The organism is Rhodanobacter sp. B2A1Ga4, from assembly GCF_018101315.1.
GTDB lineage: Bacteria > Pseudomonadota > Gammaproteobacteria > Xanthomonadales > Rhodanobacteraceae > Rhodanobacter > Rhodanobacter thiooxydans_A.
Genome location: NZ_JADBJR010000003.1, coordinates 448410 through 462579, shown reverse-complemented (window position 1 = coordinate 462579; position 14170 = coordinate 448410). Strand labels below are relative to the sequence as shown.

Sequence of the window (14170 nt, the reverse complement as noted above, 5' to 3'; positions counted from 1 at the left end):
AACGGTTGCGTCGTTCAGTCTTTCGTTACGGCGCTGGCGACGCCGGCCGGTGCCGCCTGCTGCTGCAGCTGGCGGTGCGACTGGCGCGCGTTCCGCAGCAGGTCCTCGCTGTACCAGCGGCCGTTCTCCTGCAGCAGCGCCGTTTCGGTCGACAGCGGCTTGCCGAGCAGGGTGTAGTCGACCTTCACCACGGCATGGCCGTTGCTGTTGGAGAGCGGAGTGAGCTTGACGGAATTCAGCGTGTCGTCCACCGACAGGCCGTAGATCGCCAGCAGTTGCTTGAGGCCACCCCAGCCGACGGTGTACTTGCCCATGGTGGCGTCGAAATCCAGCGCGCGCAGCTGCTCGGGGCTCTTCAGGTCCAGCTTGCGCGCCGTCGCCACGGCCACGCCGACCGCCTGTTTTGCCCTGGCCGGGTCGAACCACGGCGTCTGCTGCGCCCACGGCAGGAGTACATCGATCACGCTGCCGGCCTGGGTCTTCTGCGTCTCGCTGAGGGTGTGGCTCTGGGCGACGGCGCTCTTCAACATGGCGTCGCCGACGCTGATCAGCACCGGCAACTGGTCCTTGTATTGCCGTTCCATCGCGGCCAGCTGCGGCTGCAGCTCGGCGTGCAACCGGTTCTCCGCGTCCGGGCCGGTGAGCTTTTGCATCGTCTCGTTGAAGCGGGTGCGGTCCTCGGCGGTGAGCGGCCGCAGGTCGCGCTGCTGCAGGCTCCAGTCGGCACGCATGTTCGCGTAGTCGGCCGGCGGCAACGCGTGCTTCCACAGGGCGTCGAAATCGCCGGTCTTGAGCAGCTCGATCGAGGCCTGCAGCGCGGCCTCCGGCGTGCTGCCGCCCGGTTGCGCCGCCTCGTCCTTGCCGTGACAGGCGCCCAGCAGCAGGGCGGCAAGCAGCGGCAGCATGGCGTGGCGAAGGAAGGGAAGGCGCATCGGCGGGCTATCGCGGTGAAGTAGCGGGCGGAGGGCGCCGCGGGGCGGGGTGAGCGCGCAGGGTAAGGGCCGCGGTGGCATCGAAACAAGGGTAGGGCGCAAGTTTTTGCGTTGCCAAAAAGAAAACCCCGCGGGCGCCGGGCCTCGCGGGGAAATCCGGCAGAGCCGGAAGGGAAATGGCCTTGCCTGCAAAGCTCTTGGTCAGCAGGTGTTGGCAGGCGAAATATTACTTGCTCGTTAAAGCTAAGGCAATGCTTTTGTTTTATATTGTAAATTATTGTTTTTAATAGATATTAATCATTGGGTTCGCAGCGCCTCGACCTTCTGCCGGCGCCGTTGTTCGGGCGAGGCGCTCCAGTCGTTGTTGAACAGCGCCGGTTCCCAGGAGCCGTAGGTGGGATTGGGCAACACGAACCAGCGTGTGCCGATCCACGGCAGGTAGTCGGCGACGGCCTTGCGGCGGCCATCGGCGGTATTGGCGAGGACGTCGACGAAATCGCCGATCTGGTCGCCGAACTGCATCAGCACGCGGTAGTGCTGCGCCACCAGCTGGCGGCGGCAGCCCTTCTCGCTGCCGGCCTGCTCGCAGCCGTCCACCACGGTGCCCAGGCCCAGGAACGATTGCGGGCCGCTGACCGGCAAGCCGGCGTTGCGCAGGTTGGCCAAGGTGGCCTGGTCCAGGTCCTTGGCGCGGTTGGAGATGTAGATCACCGCGATGCCGTGCTTCTCGGCGAAGCGGGTGAACTCGACTGCGCCGGGCAGCGCGCGGGCGCTTTCCTCCCGGCACCAGGCCGCCCAGTCGGCCTCGTTGTATTCGTGGTTACCCTGCACCATGCGCGCGGCGAACGGCGAGTTGTCCAGCACGGTCTCGTCGATGTCCAGGATCACCGCCGGCCTCAGGTCCTTGAGCGGCGTAGTGCGGTCGCCCTTGCCCAGCGCGTCCCAGTGGCGGTCGTGCAGCGCCGCCAGCAGGCGTGCCTGGGCATCGCGGTAGGTCTGCAGGTAGATCAGGTCGTGCTCGATCGCGGTCTGGCTCCACGCCACGGCATTGAGGTTGTCGTTCGCGGCGACGGCGGCCGGCGCCGTCGGTGCGGCCGGCGCCACGGCCACCGGTTGACGCGGCGTGGTGGCACAGCCGGCCAGCAGGGCGAGCGCGAGCAGGGTCGTGGGCAGGCGGAATGACATCGGGAAATCCCTGGACATGAAGAGGCGAACAGTGAACGGAGTTTACGACAGCCCTGTGGCAGGGCTGGCAGCAAGGGCGGGCTGCTGACAGACTGGCGGCCCGCACCCACGGCTTCGTCCCCGCATGGATTCCCCCTTGCCCGCGCTGCGCGAGCCTTCGCCGGCCATCCGTTACGCGAGTTACCTGCTGACGGCCGCGGCCCTGCTGCTGGTCGTCGAGATCCACCTGCTGCCGGCGCTGCTGGCCGGCCTGCTGGTGTTCGAGCTGGTGCAGGCGATGGTCCCGCTGCTGGGCCGGCGCATTTCCGGCGACCGCGCGCGGGTGGTGGTGGTGGCCGTGCTGGGCGCGGTGGTGGTGGGCCTGCTGATCCTGCTGATCCTGGGCGCGATCAGCCTGTTCCACAACGAGATCGGCAACCCCCAGTTGCTCTGGCAGCAGCAGCTGATGCCGCTGGTGGAGAAGGCGCGCCAGCAACTGCCGCCGATCCTGGTGAACAACCTGCCGGACAGCGTCGACGACCTGCGCGTGGGCGCGATCGAGCTGGCGCGCAAGCATGCGGCCATGTTGCAGCTGGCCGGCAAGGGCGCGGTGCGGGTGTTCGTGCACATCATCATCGGCCTGGTGCTGGGCGCGATCGTGGCGCTCAGCCGGACCCGCCCGGCGCACCAGATGGGGCCGCTGGCGGGGGCACTTAGCCTGCGTTGCCAGCGCCTGGCCGAGGCGTTCCACAACATCGTGTTCGCGCAGGTCAAGATCTCGCTGATCAATACCCTGTTCACCGCGATCTTCCTGCTCGGCGTACTGCCGCTGATGGGTATCCACGTGCCGCTGGCCAAGACCCTGGTGGTGGTGACCTTCGTGGTCGGCCTGCTGCCGGTGCTCGGCAACCTGATCTCCAACACCGCGATCGCCGTGGCCGGTTTGTCGGTGTCGCTCGGCGTGGGCATCGCTGCGCTGGTGTTCCTGATCCTGATCCACAAGCTGGAGTACTTCCTCAACGCGCGCATCGTCGGCACCCAGATCCGTGCCCGCGCGTGGGAGCTGCTGGTCGCCATGTTGCTGATGGAAGCCGCGTTCGGCCTGCCCGGTGTGATCGCCGCGCCGATCTACTACGCGTACCTGAAGAGCGAACTGGAGGCGGAGCAGCTGATCTGAGCCACCGGGCGGCGGTTCAGTCCTGCAACCCGATGCCGGCCTCGCCGAGCAGCTGGCGCAGCTCGAGCAATTGCGGTTCGTAGTGTTTCCAGCGGCCGATCGCGGTGCCGTAGATCGGTGCGCGCACCTGCCAGGCATGGGGTGTGTTGACCGGCGTGGCGTTGTTCTCGGGGCGCAGGCAGGCGTCGTTCCAGGACAGGTCGCAGAACGCCAGCAGCTGGCGCGCCGCCGTCTCGGGCGCTTGCACCAGCGATTCGTAGGGCAGCTCCAGGATGCGTCCGGGCAGCACGTTCCGCCAGTGCGCCATCAGGCGTTCGAACTGGATGTAATACCGACCGGTGTCGAGCAGGTCGTAGGAGTAGTCGTAGTAGGGCGACTCCCGGTCGAAGAAGTGCCGGAAGTTGCCGAGGCAGGTGTCCAGCGGATCGCGGCGCAGGCAGACGATCCTGGCGTTCGGCAGGGCACGGGCGATGAAGCCGGCATACAGGAAATTGTGCGGCAGCTTGTCGATGAAGCGCGGGCGTTCTGCCGTGGCGGGCCGGGTGCTGGCGAGATAGGTGGCGCCGAGCCGTCGCCAGTCGATGGCGGTAGTGCGGGCGGCGATGTCCGGATCGAACAGCAGCGGCAGCCGGCCACCCGCGGCCTGCTGCAGCGCCGTCGGGAAGTTCTGCAGCTCGCCCGCGGCGTACACGTCCGGATGGCTGGAGAGGATGCGTTCCAGCAGCGTCGTGCCGGTGCGCGGCATGCCGATGACGAAGATCGGCTCGGCGGTGGGATCGCCCTCGGCCGGCGCGTCGTGCACGGCGGGGAAGGTGCGCAGCAGGGCATCGAACATCGCCTCGTCCTGTCTGGCCGCATAGGGGCGCAGGCTGCGTACCGCCGCGTTGCCGCGCAGCAGGTGCCCGAAGGCTTTCGGATAATCGGCGGTGTCGTCGTACTCCTTGGCCAGCGCCAGGTTGAGGTAGAGCCGTGCGCCGATGTCGTTGCCGTGCTGCGCCAGCAGCGACTGCAGCCGTTCGAGGTGGTTGGTGGTCGGGGCCTGCCGCCGCAGCTGGGCCAGGTTGAGGTGGGCTTTCCAGTAGCCCGGTTCGAGCCGGATGCCGGCCTCCAGTTCGCGCTCGGCGCCCTCGCTGTCGCCGATGGCCGTCAGCGCATGGGCGAGATGGAAACGGGAAGAAGCCTGCGCGGGCGTGAGCGCCACGGCGCGGCGGAAGACCGCCGCCGCTTGCGCGAATGCCTGGACCTGGGCGTAGACCAGGCCCAGCGCCTCCAGTGTCATCGGGTCGCCGGGCGAGGAGTTCATGGCCTCGTCGGCGACCAGCCGGGCTTCCCGCATCCGCCGGACAAGGACCAGCGCCCTCGCGTACTGCGCGAGGAAGTCGGCGCGGCCGGGTTCCAGCTGGGTGGCCCTGAGCAGGCAGTCCAGCGCCTGCGGCATCTGCTGCGTCTGCATGCAGGCCACGCCGGCCATGAAATGCACGATCGGATCGTGCGGCAGGACCGGCAGAAGCTGCGCCGCACGCTGCTGCACCCGCGGCCAGTCATTCTGGTTGAATGCCTCGATGAGCCTGGTATAGGCCCGGGTCGGGTCGGTCATGGAAATCCCTGGCGCCGGCAGGCGCGTGCGGCTGGCTGTCGTGGCGGGAACTGGAATGCATTTGTCCCGGGCCGTCAACTCAACCGCCCGCCAGCATCGCCTTGATCCGCGCCATGTGCGACTCGGCGGTCTCGCGGGTCACTTCCTTGTCCGCTTCCGGGTCCTTGCCCTGCCAGTGCAGGTCGGCCTGCGGCAGCTCGTGCAGGAAGCGGCTGGGCTGGTTGCGATGGATGTCGCCGTAGCGTTTCGTCTGCGCCGACCACGACAGCGTCAGCAGTTCCTTGGCGCGGGTGATGCCGACGTACATCAGTCGGCGTTCCTCATCGACGCGGCCTTCGTCCAGCGCGCCCTCGTGCGGCAGCGTGCCGTCCTCGCAGCCGACGATGAAGACGAAACGGAACTCCAGCCCCTTCGCCGCGTGCAGCGTCATCATGCGCACCGCGTTGCCGGGCTCGTCGCGGTCGGCGTGGCTGAGCAGCGCCAGCTGCGAGGCGAGGTCGCCGGCCGTGTTGCCCCCCTTCTGCATCGCGCGGAACCAGTCGGCCAGTTCCTTGAGGTTGCCCAGCTTGCGTTCGCGCACCGTCGCGTCGGGCGTGCCGGCGGCGATCTGCGCGGCGTAGCCGGTGCGTTTCAGGATCAGCTCGACCAAGTCGGCGGCGCTCTGGTGCAGCGAGGCGCTGCGCAGTTCGTCCAGCAGGTTCGCGAACGAAGCCAGCGCGGCGGCCGGGCGCGGGGTGAGCTGGCGCAGCACGCCGTCGCTGCGGGTGGCGTCGAGCAGGGACGAGTGGCGCGACTGCGCGAGCTGGCCCAGCTTCTCCAGCGTGGTCGCGCCGATCTCGCGCTTCGGCACGTTGACCACGCGCAGGAAGGCGGCGTCGTCGCTGGGGTTGGTCAGCAGGCGCAGATAGCACAGCAGGTCCTTCACCTCGGCGCGGTCGAGGAAGGACAGCGCGCCGGTGAGGTGGTATGGAATGCGCGCCAGACGCAAGGCTTTTTCAAGAACCCGCGCCTGGAAGTTGCCGCGGTACAGGATCGCCATGTCGTCCCAGCGCGCCTTGTGCTTCTCGGCCAGGGTGGTGGCGATCGCGGCGACGCGCTCGGCCTCGTGCTCGGCCTCCTTGCATTCCAGCACGCGGATCGGCGCGCCTTCGGGGTGCTCGCTCCACAGCTTCTTTTCGTGGCTGTGCGGGTTGTGCGCGATCAGCGCATTCGCCGCGCGCAGGATGCGCTTGCCGCAACGGTAGTTCTGTTCCAGCTTGATCACGCGCAGGTTCGGCCAGTCGCGGCCGAGCTGGTCGATGTTCTCCGGGTTGGCGCCGCGCCAGGCGTAGATCGACTGGTCGTCGTCGCCCACGCAGGTGATGCCGCCGCGCTCGCCGGTCAGCGCCTTCAGCAGGCGGTACTGCGCGTCGTTGGTGTCCTGGTACTCGTCCACCAGCAGGTAACGCAGGCGCTCGCGCCAGGCGTCGCGGCACTCGGCATCGCTTTCCAGGATGCGCAGCGGCAGCCGGATCAGGTCGTCGAAGTCCACCGCGTTGAAGGCGCTCAGGCGCTGCTGGTACAGGTCGTAGATGGTCGCCGCCTCCAGCTCGCGCGGGCTGCGCGCGGCGGCCAGCGCCTCCTCCGGCGACAGGCCGCCGTTCTTGGCGCGGCTGAGCAGGTTGCGCAGGCCGAACAGCGCGTCGGGCTTGGCGCCTTTCGGCGCCAGCTCCTTGACGATGCCGCCGCTGTCGTCCGCGTCCAGCACCGAGAAGCCGCGGCGCAGGCCGGCGCGGGCGTGCTCGATCTGCAGGAACTTCAGCCCCAGCGCGTGGAACGTGCTCACCGTGAGCGCGGCGGCATCCTCGCTGCTGACCAGCTTCGCCACGCGCTCGCGCATCTCGCGCGCGGCCTTGTTGGTGAAGGTGATCGCGGCGATTTTCGACGGTGCCAGCTTGCGGCGCTGGATCAGGTGCGCGATCTTCTGGGTGATCACGCTGGTCTTGCCGGAACCGGCGCCGGCCAGCACCAGCAGCGGGCTGTCGCAGTGTTCGACGGCGGCCAGTTGTTGCGGATTGAGCATGGATCGGAAGACGGGATGAGGCGGTGCCCGATGGTAACAGAGCACCGCTGGCGCCCCAGTCCGCTTCGGCGATAATCGGCCGCACGGCAGCCAGCGGGGAACGGCATGACGGAACCGGAACTCGAACAGTGCGACGTGGCGGTGATCGGCGGCGGCCCCGGCGGCAGCACCGCGGCGGCGCTGCTGGCGCGCCGCGGCTACAAGGTGATCGCGCTGGAGAAGGCGCATCACCCGCGCTTCCATATCGGCGAGTCGCTGCTGCCGATGAACCTGCCGGTGTTCGAGCGCCTCGGCGTGCTGGACAAGGTGCGCGAGCTGGGCGTGTTCAAGTCCGGCGCGGATTTCGAGGCCGACAACGCGCGCGGCTACAACGTCTACGCGTTCGCCCGCGCGATCGGGCAAAGCCCGCCGCACGCGTACCAGGTGTGGCGCCAGGATTTCGATGAGATGCTGTACCAGCACGCGCGCGAATCCGGCGCCGACGCGCGTGAAGGGCACGAAGTGCTGCGCGTGGAGCAGCGCGGCCCGCGCGCGAGCCGGCTGGACGTGCGTACCGACGACGGCCGCGACTACGTGATCCAGGCGCGCTACGTGGTGGACGCCAGCGGCCGCGACGCGCTGCTGGCGACGAAGAAGAAACTGCGACGCAGGAACGCGCAGCACCAGAGCGCGGCGATCTTCGGCCATTTTCGCGGCGCCAACCGCCGCAACGGCGAAGATGCCGGCAACGTCAGCATCTACCGGTTCGAACACGGCTGGATGTGGATGATCCCGCTGCCCGACGGAGTGATGAGCGTGGGCGCGGTGTGCCAGCCGGAGTACCTGAAGCAGCGCAGGGGACGCACGGTGGAATTCCTGATCGACACGCTGAAACTCAATCCGGCGCTGTGGCGGCGCGTCGAGCAGGCCGGGCTGATCGGCAACGAGGTGCATGTCACCGGCAACTATTCTTACGACTCGACCCGCATGGGCGGTCCGGGCTGGGTGCTGGTGGGCGATGCGTTCGCCTTCCTCGACCCGGTGTTTTCCTCCGGCGTGTACCTGGCGATGGACGGTGCGGAGCGGGCCGTCGAGGTGGTCGATGCGGCGTTGCGCGAACCGCGGCGCGAGCGGACCCTGCTGCGCCGGCTGGAGCAGCGCCAGCGCAAGGGCATGGCCCGCTTCGCGTTCTTCATCCACCGCTTCAACGGGCCGGTGATGCGGCAGATGCTCCGTTCGCCGCGCAACACCTGGCAGCTGGAACAGGCCGTGATCTCGATGCTCGCCGGCGACCTGTTCGACACGCCGAAGGTGCTGTGGCGGCTGCAGCTGTTCAAGCTTGTCTACGCGATGGGCGTCCTGCGCGACTGGCGCCGCAGCCGCGCCGAACGCCGCGACCGCCTGGCCCAGGCGCGCGCGTCGTTCACCGGCGGCAACGCGCCGCCGGACAAGGCCTGACGTGTGCTCCCTCCCCTGCTCGCAGGGGAGGGTTGGGATGGGAAGCTCTTGTGCCTTCAGGCAAGCCATCGACACCCGGCTGTCGCGCTACCATGCATGGTCTTCAACCGAACGCGCACCATGGCCAAGCTCTATTTCTATTACTCGGCGATGAACGCCGGCAAGACCACCACGCTGCTGCAGAGCGCGTACAACTACCACGAGCGCGGCATGCGCACGCTGATCCTCACGCCGGCGCTGGACAGCCGCTACGGCGAAGGCGTGGTCGCCTCGCGGATCGGCCTGAAGGCGGCCGCGCGGCGCTTCCCCGGCGACGAGGACCTGCTGGCGCTGGTGGAGGCCGACATCGCCGCGCACGGCCCGCTGCACTGCGTGTTCGTCGATGAGGCGCAGTTCCTCGCCAAGGCGCAGGTGTGGCAGCTCAGCGACGTGGTTGACCGGCTGGGCATCCCGGTGCTGGCATTCGGCCTGCGCACCGATTTCCGCGGCGAGCTGTTCGAGGGCAGCCGCTACCTGCTGGCCTGGGCCGACGAGTTGCAGGAGATCAAGACGATCTGCCACACCGGGCGCAAGGCCACCATGGTGGTGCGCGTGGACGAGCACGGCCGCGCCGTCACCGACGGCCCGCAGGTTGAGATCGGCGGCAACGAACGCTATGTCTCGGTGAGCCGCGCCGAGTTCAAGAAGATCAGCGAGGGCACCGGCCGCATCGAGCTGCAGCAGACCGTGCTGCCGCTGGGCGAGCGCGAATGAACCGAGCCACCAAGGAATCCGCATGAGCGAAGTCACTCCCCCCGCCAGCTGGCCGCGGCCGTACTGGCAACCCGGCGAAGACGAGGTGGTGCTGCAGTTCTACGTGTTCGGCAAGTTCGAGCTGGAGCTGCTGATCCCATCGCCGCGCTACGGCAGCCCCGGCCTGCCCGCGGGCGTGGAGATCCAGCGCTTCCAGAACGCCGTGCTGCGCCAGTGGGAGGGCTATCCGCTGAACGGCGCACTGGGCCGGCTGATCCAGGAAGACACGCCCGAGGCGTACGAGCAGGCGCGCATCGCGCCCGAGGTGCTGGTGGTACGCGGCGTGCTCAAGGACGGCGCCAGCCTCGACTACCTGCGCGACACGCTGGGCGTGCTGGCCGGCATGCTCGACGTGGGCGGCAGCGCGATCCTCGACCCGCAGATCCTCACCCTGTTCGACGCCGAGCACTGGCGTCACCACTATCTGGTCAAGGACGGCGCGCCGCCGCGCAACCACGTGCTGATCCTGCGCAGCGACGAGGGCGGCGACCGCTCCTGGGTGCACACCCGCGGCATGCGCAAGTTCGGCCGCCCCGACCTCAGCCTGCGCCACGTACCCGAGCGCGATCTCGACCGCGCCGGCGTGCTGTGCGAGAAACTGGTGGAACTGCTCTCGCTGGGCGCGCACTTCAGCGCCGGCCAGCAACTCGACGTCGAGGGCATCCCCGGTGGCCTGGTGGCGCAGCCGGGCGGCAGCCTCGACGACCCCGAGTTCAACAACACCCACATCGAGTTCCGCTGGGCGGAGTGAGTCGCCGGTTCAGTGCTGGCAGTGCGGGCACCAGAACGTGGAGCGCTGTCCCAGTGTGACTTGCCGGATCTGCGTGCTGCAGACGTGGCACGGCTCGCCGGTGCGGCCGTAGACCATCAGCTCGCGGAAGAAGTAGCCTGGGGCGCCGTCGGGGTTGAGGAAGTCGCGCAGGGTGGTACCGCCGCGTTCGATGGCCCAGGCCAGCAAGTGCTTCACCTCGGCGGCCAGCCGTGCGTAGCGCGCCCGCGAGATGCTGCCGGCTGGCTTGCGTGGGTCGATGCCGGCGCGAAACAGCGCCTCGCTGGCGTAGATGTTGCCCACGCCGACGACGATCGCGTTGTCCATCAGGAACAGTTTCACCGCCGCCGTGCGGCCGCGCGAGCGCTGCCACAGCAGGTCGCCGTCGAAGGCGTCGGTGAGCGGCTCGGGGCCGAGCCCGGCAAGCAGTTCGTGGATAGTGCCGGGCGGCTGCCACAGCAGGCAGCCGAAGCGGCGCGGATCGGTGAAGCGCAGGATGCGTGGTGCCTGCGCGCTCGTGCGCTCCAGTGCGATGTCGACGTGGTCGTGCTTGCCCACCGGCGCGTCCGGCGGCAGCATACGCAGCACACCGGTCATGCCCAGGTGCAGCAGTGCGCTGCCGGCCTCGGTGTGCAGCAGCAGGTATTTCGCGCGGCGCTCCACCGCGTCGATGCGCTGGCCGGGCAGCAGCTCGCTGATCTCCGGCGGGATCGGCCAGCGCAGGTCGGGCCGGCGCAGGATCACGCCGGTGACGCGGCGGCCGACCACGTACGGCGCGATGCCGCGGCGGGTGGTTTCGACTTCGGGCAGTTCGGGCAAGGCGTGACCCCGCGGCTCAGTGCAGCTCGGTGGTCGCCGTCGCCGGCGAGCGCGGCACGTAGCGCGACGATACCAGCGCGATGCGCTGGCCCACGCGCACGTAATGCTGCGGGCCGGTGACCGAGGCCTCGCCGAATTCCAGCGGCTGGCCGTCCAGCGTGAGCACGGCGCGCGGCGGCGCCAGCCCGATCTTCGCCGGTTCGAAATCGCTGGCCGGGCGCCAGCTCAGTACGGGCGCGGCGGCGGTGTTGGCGAGATCGCTGAGCCGGGCGTCGATGGCGCGCGTCGGCGTGCCGTCGGTACGCCACCAGTGGCCGTCGCGTTTTTCGTAATGCAGCGTCGGCGCGCCGGGCAAGCTCAGCGCGATGCGGCCGATGCCGGCCGGGTCGAGCGCGGTGAGGTTGCCGGTCTCGCCGCGCGCATCACGCTGCCATTGCCAGGCGGCCAGCACCAGCAGGGCCGCTACGGCGAGCAACAGGAGCAGGCGCTGGCGGATAGCGCGTTTCATCGCTCAGCGCCGACGCCGACGCCAAGCGATCAGGCCGCCGACCAGCAGCAACAACAACGGCAGCACGACCAGGAAACCGATGCTCAGTACATTCAACTCGGCCTGCGAGATTTCCAGCAGCCGGTCCGGTGCACCACGCGGCGGCAGCTGGACCAGCTTGTCATCGCCCAGCAGCCAGTCGAATACGCGCTCGCCCAGCGCACGGTTGCCGCCGTTGCCGAGGAAGGTGTTGGACAGGAAGTCGCCGTCGCCGATCACCACCGCACGCTGCTCGCTCTTGTCCGGGCTGGGCGACAGCCGGCTCAGCGCGAAGCCGAAGTCCAGCGGGCCCTTCAGCTCGCCGGCATCGGCGTCGTAGTGGATGTCCGAGGGTTTGCTGTTGTCGATCGGCTGGAACTCGGTCCAGCTCTGCGCGCCGGAGCGCAGGAACGGCTTGACCGCCCAGTCACCCTGGCTCAGCTGGGCCAGCGCGGAAGCCTGCGGGAACAGCGTGGTCAGCGTGAAGCCGCGCGTGATGGCCTGCGGCGGGTAGCTGCCCAGCGCGATCAGGCGTGGGTCGCCCAGGCCCAGCGCGGCGCCGGAACCGTCGACCAGCACGCCCGGCAGCACGCGCACGCCGAGCGCGGCGGCCAGCGGCGCGAGGCCGAGGTCGTCGTTGGACGGCTCGCTCAGCCACAACAGGTTGCCGCCGTTCTGCACGTAGGCGACCAGCGCCTGCACCGCGGCCGGCGGCAGCGCCAGGCTCGGGCTGGCCAGCACCACCAGGTCGGTGTGCTCGGGCACCGCCGTCACTTGCGCGAAATTCAGCGGCACCGCGCGCATGCCGCGCGCTTCCAGCTGGGTGATGAAGGTGCCGAGGTCGGCGTTGGCCTGGCCGTCGGCGCGCCGTTCGCCGTCGCCGGTGACGAAGGCCACGATGCGGTCGCTGCCGCGCAGCAGCCGTTCCAGCGCATTGGTGAGGCTGCGTTCGGACAGCTCGTCCAGCCGCTGCTCGCGATCCTTGTAGTGCAGGATCAACGCGCCGTCGACGGTGATGCCCAGCTCGCGCATCTTCGCCGGGTCCAGCTGCGGATCGACGAAGCGCAGCGTCAGATCCGGCTTCACCGCCTGGTAGCGCTGCAGGAAGCCGGCCACGGTCTGGCGCAGATTGCCCTGCGGGTTGGCGTAGCTGACGATCTCCACCGGGCCATCGAGACGGGCCAGCACCGCGCGGCTTTCCGCCGACAGGCTGGTGCGGCCGTTGGCGGTCCAGTCGGCCTGGTGCGCGTAGCGCGTGCCGAGGTATCCGATCGCCGCAGCCGCCAGGACCAGCAGCAGCGCGAACAACCAGCCGTCCAGACGTCTGAACAGCGCGCCCATCAGTTGCGCTCCTTGTCGGTCGCCAGCCGGCGCGTGGCCAGCGCCAGCGCCAGCGCGACCAGCAGCGCGAACCAGACGAGGTCGGCGCTGGAGACCAGTCCGCGCAGCAGCGGCTGCAGGTGCGTGCTCATCGCCAGCCAGTTGATCGCACCGCCGTTGACACCGGCCATCTGCGCGCCCAGGTTCACGCTCCACAGCGCCAGCGCGATCACCAGCGCGGCGGCGGCGGCCAGCGCCGGATGCGAGGCGAAACTCGAACAGGCCACGCCGACCGCGGCCAGCGCCGCCAGCATCAGCGCCAGGCCCAGCGTAGCGGCGGCCAGCTTGCCCCAGTCGAAGTGGGTGGCGTGCATCAGCGTCAGCGGCATCGCCAGGGTCAGCACCAGCCACAGCAGCAGCCAGCCCAGCACGGCCAGGTACTTGCCCAGCACGATGCGCCAGGCCGGCACGCCCGCGGCGAACAGCAGCGGCAGGGTGCCGTTGCGGCGCTCGCCGGCGAGCGTCGACATGGTGAGCAGCGGCACCACCAGGAACGCCAGCTGGGCCAGCTGGCCCAGCAGCGGCACACCGACCAGGTCGATGAAGCCGGGACCGTCCGGCAGCGCGGCGCGCTGGATCTGCCCGGCCAGGAAACTGCCCAGCAGCAGGGTGAAGTTCCATGCCAGCCAGGCCAGGGTCAGCGCCGCCAGCACCCAGGCCAGCGGCCGCACCAGCAGCCGGCGCCATTCCAGCCGCGTCACGGCGACGGTGTTCACGAGAGCGCCGCTCATGCGGCGCGCGCCGGTGCGGTGTTGCCGTTCATCGCGATGCCGAAGAAGGTTTTCTCCAGCGCTGCGTGGTCGTCGGCGCGCACCGGACCATCGTGTCGCAGCGTGCCTTCGTGCAGGATCGCCACGCGGTCGCACACCGCGGTGACCTCGGCCAGCAGGTGGGTGGACAGGATCACCGCGGTGCCGGCTGCGGCCTGCTCGCGGATCAATGCGCGCAGCGCGGCGACCTGGACCGGATCGAGCGCGTTGGCCGGCTCGTCCAGCACCAGCAGGGCGGGACGATGCAGCAGCGCGCAGGCCAGGCCGAGGCGCTGGCGCTGGCCCTGCGACAGCACGCCGGCCAGGCGCCGGGCTAGTGGTTGCAGTTCCAGACGCTCGATGATCGCGCTGCGCGCCTGGCGCAGCGTGGCGCCGTTCAATCCGCGCAGGCGGCCGTGTGCGTCCAGATGCTCCTCGACGCTGAGCTCGGCCCACACCGGCGCGCGTTCCGGCAGCCAGCCGATCTGCGTGCGGGCCTGTTCCGGGTGTTCCAGGAAATCCTCGCCGTTCAGCTCGATGCCGCCGCTGTCGGGGCGCAGCGCGCCGGCGATCATCGACAAGGTGGTCGATTTGCCGGCGCCGTTCACGCCCAGCAGGCCCATCACCTGGCCGCCTTGCAGCTCCAGGTTGAGATCCTGCACGGCGGCGCGGCCGGCGCGGCGGCGGCTGAGCCGGTGCAGGCGCAGGACGGTACGGGATGAATCGGCAGGGGGCGAAGTCATTGCGTGATTGTCACGGCGCCCCC

13 protein-coding genes are annotated in these 14170 nt (G+C 69.4%); 4 read left to right on the top strand and 9 right to left on the bottom strand.

Annotated features, from left to right (window positions below; genetic code table 11):
- Positions 1–14 precede the first annotated feature (14 nt).
- A complete protein-coding gene (locus IMW82_RS12980) occupies positions 15–932 on the bottom strand; it encodes a hypothetical protein (protein WP_211004748.1) in 918 nt (305 codons plus the stop codon).
- A gap of 297 nt (positions 933–1229) precedes the next feature.
- A complete protein-coding gene (locus tag IMW82_RS12975) occupies positions 1230–2117 on the bottom strand; it encodes an HAD family acid phosphatase (RefSeq protein WP_211004747.1) in 888 nt (295 codons plus the stop codon).
- Between the two features lie 124 nt (positions 2118–2241).
- Between IMW82_RS12975 and IMW82_RS12970 the strand changes: the two genes are divergently transcribed.
- Positions 2242–3273, top strand: coding sequence for a hypothetical protein (locus IMW82_RS12970; RefSeq protein WP_108470521.1), 1032 nt, complete (start codon positions 2242–2244; stop codon positions 3271–3273).
- 16 nt (positions 3274–3289) lie between these two features.
- Here IMW82_RS12970 and IMW82_RS12965 read toward each other — a convergent pair whose 3' ends face one another.
- Positions 3290–4870 (bottom strand): sulfotransferase, encoded by a 1581-nt coding sequence (locus tag IMW82_RS12965; protein WP_211004746.1) that lies wholly within the window; start codon positions 4868–4870, stop codon positions 3290–3292.
- A 79-nt stretch (positions 4871–4949) separates the two neighbouring features.
- Positions 4950–6932: a UvrD-helicase domain-containing protein gene (locus tag IMW82_RS12960; RefSeq protein ID WP_211004745.1), complete on the bottom strand. Its 1983-nt coding sequence runs from the start codon at positions 6930–6932 to the stop codon at positions 4950–4952.
- A 105-nt stretch (positions 6933–7037) separates the two neighbouring features.
- Here IMW82_RS12960 and IMW82_RS12955 point away from each other — a divergent pair, with 105 nt between their 5' ends.
- From IMW82_RS12955 to IMW82_RS12945, 3 genes are all read left to right on the top strand, one after another.
- On the top strand, positions 7038–8369 hold the full coding sequence (locus IMW82_RS12955; protein ID WP_211004744.1) for an NAD(P)/FAD-dependent oxidoreductase: 1332 nt from the start codon (positions 7038–7040) through the stop codon (positions 8367–8369).
- Positions 8370–8489: 120 nt separating this feature from the next.
- A complete protein-coding gene (locus IMW82_RS12950) occupies positions 8490–9122 on the top strand; it encodes a thymidine kinase (protein ID WP_211004743.1) in 633 nt (210 codons plus the stop codon).
- A gap of 22 nt (positions 9123–9144) precedes the next feature.
- The gene (locus tag IMW82_RS12945; RefSeq protein WP_211004742.1) at positions 9145–9912 is read left to right on the top strand and encodes a hypothetical protein; all 768 of its coding nucleotides are present in this window, start codon (positions 9145–9147) and stop codon (positions 9910–9912) included.
- 9 nt (positions 9913–9921) lie between these two features.
- Here the strand turns inward: IMW82_RS12945 and mutM are convergent, their stop codons facing one another.
- The 5 genes from mutM to IMW82_RS12920 are packed head-to-tail and all read right to left on the bottom strand — an operon-like array spanning position 9922 to position 14147.
- The gene (mutM, locus tag IMW82_RS12940; protein WP_211004741.1) at positions 9922–10749 is read right to left on the bottom strand and encodes a bifunctional DNA-formamidopyrimidine glycosylase/DNA-(apurinic or apyrimidinic site) lyase; all 828 of its coding nucleotides are present in this window, start codon (positions 10747–10749) and stop codon (positions 9922–9924) included.
- A 16-nt stretch (positions 10750–10765) separates the two neighbouring features.
- Entirely contained in the window at positions 10766–11257 is a 492-nt protein-coding gene (locus tag IMW82_RS12935; RefSeq protein ID WP_211004740.1) for a hypothetical protein, read from the bottom strand.
- 3 nt (positions 11258–11260) lie between these two features.
- Entirely contained in the window at positions 11261–12616 is a 1356-nt protein-coding gene (locus tag IMW82_RS12930) for a DUF4350 domain-containing protein (protein WP_211004739.1), read from the bottom strand.
- On the bottom strand, positions 12616–13386 hold the full coding sequence (locus IMW82_RS12925) for an ABC transporter permease (protein ID WP_211004738.1): 771 nt from the start codon (positions 13384–13386) through the stop codon (positions 12616–12618). Before IMW82_RS12925 ends, IMW82_RS12930 begins: the two co-directional genes overlap by 1 nt.
- A complete protein-coding gene (locus IMW82_RS12920) occupies positions 13383–14147 on the bottom strand; it encodes an ABC transporter ATP-binding protein (protein ID WP_211004737.1) in 765 nt (254 codons plus the stop codon). Before IMW82_RS12920 ends, IMW82_RS12925 begins: the two co-directional genes overlap by 4 nt.
- Between the last annotated feature and the right edge of the window lie 23 nt (positions 14148–14170).

Excerpts from the sequence above, each read along its gene's own strand:
- IMW82_RS12945 (WP_211004742.1), top strand. The coding sequence starts at position 9,145 with ATGAGCGAAGTCACTCCCCCCGCCAGCTGGCCGCGGCCGTACTGGCAA.
- IMW82_RS12935 (WP_211004740.1), bottom strand. The coding sequence starts at position 11,257 with ATGAAACGCGCTATCCGCCAGCGCCTGCTCCTGTTGCTCGCCGTAGCG.
- IMW82_RS12975 (WP_211004747.1), bottom strand. The coding sequence starts at position 2,117 with ATGTCATTCCGCCTGCCCACGACCCTGCTCGCGCTCGCCCTGCTGGCC.
- IMW82_RS12920 (WP_211004737.1), bottom strand. The coding sequence starts at position 14,147 with ATGACTTCGCCCCCTGCCGATTCATCCCGTACCGTCCTGCGCCTGCAC.
- IMW82_RS12925 (WP_211004738.1), bottom strand. The coding sequence starts at position 13,386 with ATGAGCGGCGCTCTCGTGAACACCGTCGCCGTGACGCGGCTGGAATGG.
- IMW82_RS12960 (WP_211004745.1), bottom strand. The coding sequence starts at position 6,932 with ATGCTCAATCCGCAACAACTGGCCGCCGTCGAACACTGCGACAGCCCG.
- IMW82_RS12970 (WP_108470521.1), top strand. The coding sequence starts at position 2,242 with ATGGATTCCCCCTTGCCCGCGCTGCGCGAGCCTTCGCCGGCCATCCGT.
- IMW82_RS12955 (WP_211004744.1), top strand. The coding sequence starts at position 7,038 with ATGACGGAACCGGAACTCGAACAGTGCGACGTGGCGGTGATCGGCGGC.
- IMW82_RS12965 (WP_211004746.1), bottom strand. The coding sequence starts at position 4,870 with ATGACCGACCCGACCCGGGCCTATACCAGGCTCATCGAGGCATTCAAC.
- IMW82_RS12930 (WP_211004739.1), bottom strand. The coding sequence starts at position 12,616 with ATGGGCGCGCTGTTCAGACGTCTGGACGGCTGGTTGTTCGCGCTGCTG.
- IMW82_RS12950 (WP_211004743.1), top strand. The coding sequence starts at position 8,490 with ATGGCCAAGCTCTATTTCTATTACTCGGCGATGAACGCCGGCAAGACC.
- IMW82_RS12980 (WP_211004748.1), bottom strand. The coding sequence starts at position 932 with ATGCGCCTTCCCTTCCTTCGCCACGCCATGCTGCCGCTGCTTGCCGCC.